The 4413-nt window shown below is 64.5% G+C and carries 2 protein-coding genes and 3 pseudogenes; 2 read left to right on the plus strand and 3 right to left on the minus strand.

Translation table 11 applies throughout. The features are described from left to right. A partial coding sequence (locus Q0716_RS07905; protein ID WP_299021681.1) for an arginase occupies positions 1–571 on the plus strand: 571 nt, incomplete at its 5' end. Between the two features lie 111 nt (positions 572–682). Continuing rightward, a pseudogene (locus Q0716_RS07910) lies at positions 683–1561 on the plus strand (transposase); the annotation flags it as partial. Positions 1562–1788: 227 nt separating this feature from the next. Here Q0716_RS07910 and Q0716_RS07915 read toward each other — a convergent pair. The 3 genes and pseudogenes from Q0716_RS07915 to Q0716_RS07925 all read right to left on the minus strand — a co-directional run. Next, positions 1789–2165 (minus strand): annotated as a pseudogene (locus Q0716_RS07915) (IS3 family transposase); the annotation flags it as partial. Positions 2166–2234: 69 nt separating this feature from the next. Continuing rightward, positions 2235–4112, minus strand: coding sequence for a methyl-accepting chemotaxis protein (locus Q0716_RS07920; protein ID WP_299021684.1), 1878 nt, complete (start codon positions 4110–4112; stop codon positions 2235–2237). A 106-nt stretch (positions 4113–4218) separates the two neighbouring features. After that, positions 4219–4413: pseudogene (locus tag Q0716_RS07925) on the minus strand (hypothetical protein); the annotation flags it as partial.

Genomic DNA, 4413 nt, shown 5'->3' on the forward strand with positions numbered 1-4413 from the left:
CTGGCTGGACGCACATGCGGACTTCAACACCTCGGCGCTCACGCCCAGCGGCAATCTGCACGGCATGCCGGTGGCGTGCCTGTGCGGCTTCGGCCCCGAGGCGCTGGTACGCCTGGGTGGCGAGGGCCCGGCGCTGCGGCCACAGCAGGTGCGCCAGATTGGCATCCGCAGCGTCGATGCGGGGGAAAAGCGCTTCGTCCACGCGCAGGGCCTGGAGGTGTACGACATGCGCTATATCGACGAAATGGGCATGCGCCACACGATGGAGCAAGCCTTGGCGGGTCTGGACGCCGACACCCATCTGCATGTGAGTTTCGACGTCGATTTTCTGGACCCCGACATCGCGCCCGGCGTGGGCACGACCGTGCCCGGGGGGCCCACCTACCGCGAGGCGCAACTGTGCATGGAGATGATCGCCGACACCGGCCGCCTGGCCAGCCTGGATGTGATGGAGCTCAACCCAGCGCTGGATGTGCGCAACCGCACCGCGCTGCTGGCGGTGGATTTGATCGAGAGCCTGTTTGGCAAAAGCACCCTGATGCGCGAGCACCAGGTGCGGCGGCGGGGGTAAGGCCGGCGGATTGAGTCCGTAAACTGCTGTAAATCGGGTGGGTAGGTAGCCACCGCTTCGAATCGGTAAATTGACGGTGTCGAATCGTTGATCGACCGATAGGAGGAACCGATGGCTGGGATTGATGTTAGCGTAAGCAGGGAATTGCTGGCGGGATTGCTGGGCAGCCAGGATGGGTTGGCCAAGCTGGTGGAGGCGGTGCTGAACCAGATTTTGGAGGCGCAGGTGACGGAAGCGCTGGGCACGGAGCGGCACAAGCGGTCGTAGGAGCGCATGGGCTACCGCAACGGCCATCGGCCGCGCACACTCTACACGCGGGTGGGGCCGGTTCGGCTTTTGGTGCCGCAGACGCGGGACAGCAGCTTCTCGACCGACCTCTTCAAGCGTGACCTGCGCAGTGATCAGGCCTTCGTTCTGGCGCTGATGAAAATGGTGGTCAACGGGGTCTCCACGCGCAGGGTGGCGGCGATCACCGAAGAGCTGTGCGGCGCGAGTTTCTCCAAATCGACGGTCAGCAGCCTGTGCGTCGGGCTGGACGCCCGGGTACGGGCTTTCAACGAACGGCGGCTGGAGGGCGCGTATCTGTTCGTGCTGGTCGATGCGCCGTTCATCCAGAGCTGGCAGGAAGATCGTGTGCTGATGCGCACCGTTCTGATCGTCAGCGGGGTGAGGAGCGACGGCTACCGGGAAATCCTCGGCGTGAGGATTGGCGACGGCGATAGCTTCGCCACCTGGGACGAGACTTTCCGCTGGCTCAAGGGGCGCGGTCTCAAGGGGGTGGCCTGCCTCGAGGCCGGGTTCGAGGATGCCATGGCGGTCATGGCGCTACCCGAGAAGTACCGCAAGCGGCTGCGGACCACCAACATGCAGGAGCGGCTCAACGAGGAGATTCGCCGCCGCGAGCGCGTGATCCACATCTTCCCGAACGACGAATCGGCCCTGCGGCTGATTGCAGCATTGCTGGCCGAGCAGAACGACTGGACGGCTGCCTGCGCCGCCGCACGAGACGGCAACAGCGTTATTGCCCTCTCGGGCTGAAACCCCATCGTCATCAACCGACTCGGAGCAGATTTACAGCAAATTTCGGACTTGACTGGCTGGGGTAGTGTTTTCCAGTTCAGGTGTGAACCTGAAACCTGTAGAGTAAGGGGATCTGTTCAGTCGGCACGTCTGGATTGTGACCTTGCCCCTGTTCCGTGGAGTTCTTAACCCCCAGCTCACGCGGCATTTTCACGCTGTGCCTCGTGCCAGCATTGCTCGAACTGCAGCGGGCTGAGATAGCCCAGCCATGGCGAAGGCATGCTTGACCCCAAGCCCGTATGCATGCGCTGCTGCAGGCTGCAGCCCACCACCTGTTGAGAAAAGCGGCCGATGACCGCAGCCAGGTACAGTCAGCCTTCGTCCCTGGCAATGTAGGTGGTGTCGCCGCTCCAGAGCCGATTGGGTGCCTCGGGGGTACAGCGCCGCTGCACCAGGTCGGGCGGCAACGGCAGGCTGTGGCGGCTGTCGGTGGTCACCACAAACTTGTAGCTTGGCCCTGGCGTGGATGCTCATGCTGCTGCGTGAACCGGCGAACCCGCTCTTTGCCTGCCCGGCGCGCACCTGCCGTACCGCCGACAGCTCCCACAAGAGCTAGACACTCCACTTTGCAGGGGCACGGTCATCAAGCCGCCGACGGCAACGCTGGGCGCGTGCCTTGGGTGTGGACGGGCGCCGCCCGCTGCGCCGTCGCCGGCGCACCTTGATCGACGCGGAACCGCGCCACCGCCGCAGCCAGCTCAGCGGCCTGTTGCTTCAAGGCGGTGGCGGCGGCGGCGCCTTCTTCCACCAACGCCGCGTTCTGCTGCGTACTCTGGTCGAGCGAGGACACCGCCGCGCCGATCTGCTCGATGCCGCTGCGCTGTTCTTCCACCGCGGCGGCGATGCCGCGCATCATGGTCGTCAAGCCCTGAATGGATTGCACGACGCGTTGGATTTCCTCACCGGCCTGGTTGACCATGGCCGAGCCTTCATCCACTTCTGACACCGAAGACTCAATCAGCGCTTTGATCTCACGCGCCGCCTGAGCGCTGCGCTGCGCCAGGGCACGCACCTCGCCGGCTACCACCGCAAAACCGCGGCCCGCTTCCCCCGCGCGGGCAGCCTCCACTGCAGCGTTCAGCGCCAGGATGTTGGTCTGAAAGGCGATGCCGTCGATAACGTTGACGATGTCGCCCACTTTTTGCGACGTCGCAGAAATGTTGGTCATGCGCGTGGTCACCTCCGCCATGACTTGCCCGCCGCGCTGCGCCACCGCCGAAACTTCGTCGGCCCGCTGGCTGGCCTGCCGGGCCTGCTGCGCCGTCTGCGCCACGGTGGCGTTCATCTGTTCCATGGTGGCAGCCGTCTGCTGCAGACTAGAGGCCGCCGCCTCGGTACGCGAGGAAAGGTCGAGGTTGCCAGCGGAGATTTCCTCCGCTGCCGTGTGCACTTGGGCGCTGGCCTGACGGATGTCGATCAGCACCGCTTGCAGCTTGACCACAAAAGTGTTGAAGTGCTCGCTGATGCGCGCCACTTCGGCGACGCCGTCGGTGGGCAAGCGCCGCGTCAGATCGCTGTCGCCCGAAGCCACCTCGAGCAAGGCGCGGTCGAGGCGACGCAGCGACGCCAGCGAATGGTGCACCAGCCAGCCCACCAGCAAGGCGCTGACCAGACCGACCAGCACCGCACCGATCAACGAGTTGAGCTCCAGCGCGCGCATGGCGGTCTTCGCTTCGCCTTCATGCAGCGCGATCACCAGCCGCCAATCGGTGCCCGCAATCGGCTGCCCCACCAACAACCAGTCGGTGCCCTGCCAGCGAACGCGTTGGCTGCCCTGATCCAGCGCGGCCAATGCTTCGGCGCTGAGCGCCTCGCTGAAGCGGGTGACCGGCTGCAAGATCAGCTGTGTATCCGGATGGGCCACAAAGCGACCATCTTTCGTGACGATGAAAGCAAAGCTGGACGGCGTGGGCTTGATGGCATCAATATTGGCCTGCACCACGTCCATGAAAATATCGCCGGCCACCACGCCGCGCACCTGCCCTCCTTCGCGCAACGCCGCCGCCACGGTGATGACCAGCTTCTTGGTACCGGCATCGACGTAGGGTTCAGTCACCGCGACGTCGGCGGCGGCCACCGCCGATTGATACCAGGGCCGGGCTGTGGGGTCGTAGGCTGGCGGCAAATTCTGCGGCGACGAAAACAAGTAGCGCTTGTCCGTCCAGCCGATGTAGGTCGTGTCAAAGCCAGCGGCCTTGACCATCATTTGCAGAGTCGGCAGCGGGTCTTCCGCCGCCACCGCAGGCAGCATGGCTTGCACCGCGCGGCGCGCCCCCTGCACCCATTCGGCCACCGCCGTGGCGCGCGCCAGGGCCAGCGCGCGTCCATCCTGCTCCACGGTTTGCGTCAGCGAGTGCTGCGCGATCACAATGTTGATAGTGGAAACGATAGCCACGCTGACCACCGTCAACGCCGTGGCCATCAACATCAAGCGGCCCCGCAGCGATTGGCCCCAAGCCATGATGGACTCCTGAATGCTTGAATTTGAAACTAATGGTAACGACAAAAGCGTAAACGCCCATCATGACAGCGGTTCGAAAAACGCGCTGCCTGCCCCGCGCCTCCGATCACAGGCCTTGAACGCGGCTTAAGCGCACCAACAACTGGCGCACGACGGCCGCGCGCATATCGTCGAACAGCAAGGCCTCTTCGGCCTCTTTGCCCAGCACCACGGTTTCCGAAAAGCTCAGCTCACGCTCCTGCAGCAACTCGGTCGGCGGGATCAGTTCGCGTCCCGTCGCTGTGCGCAAGGCGAACCGGAA

Origin of the sequence: uncultured Tepidimonas sp. (assembly GCF_938045175.1) — a bacterium.
Taxonomy (GTDB): domain Bacteria; phylum Pseudomonadota; class Gammaproteobacteria; order Burkholderiales; family Burkholderiaceae_C; genus Tepidimonas.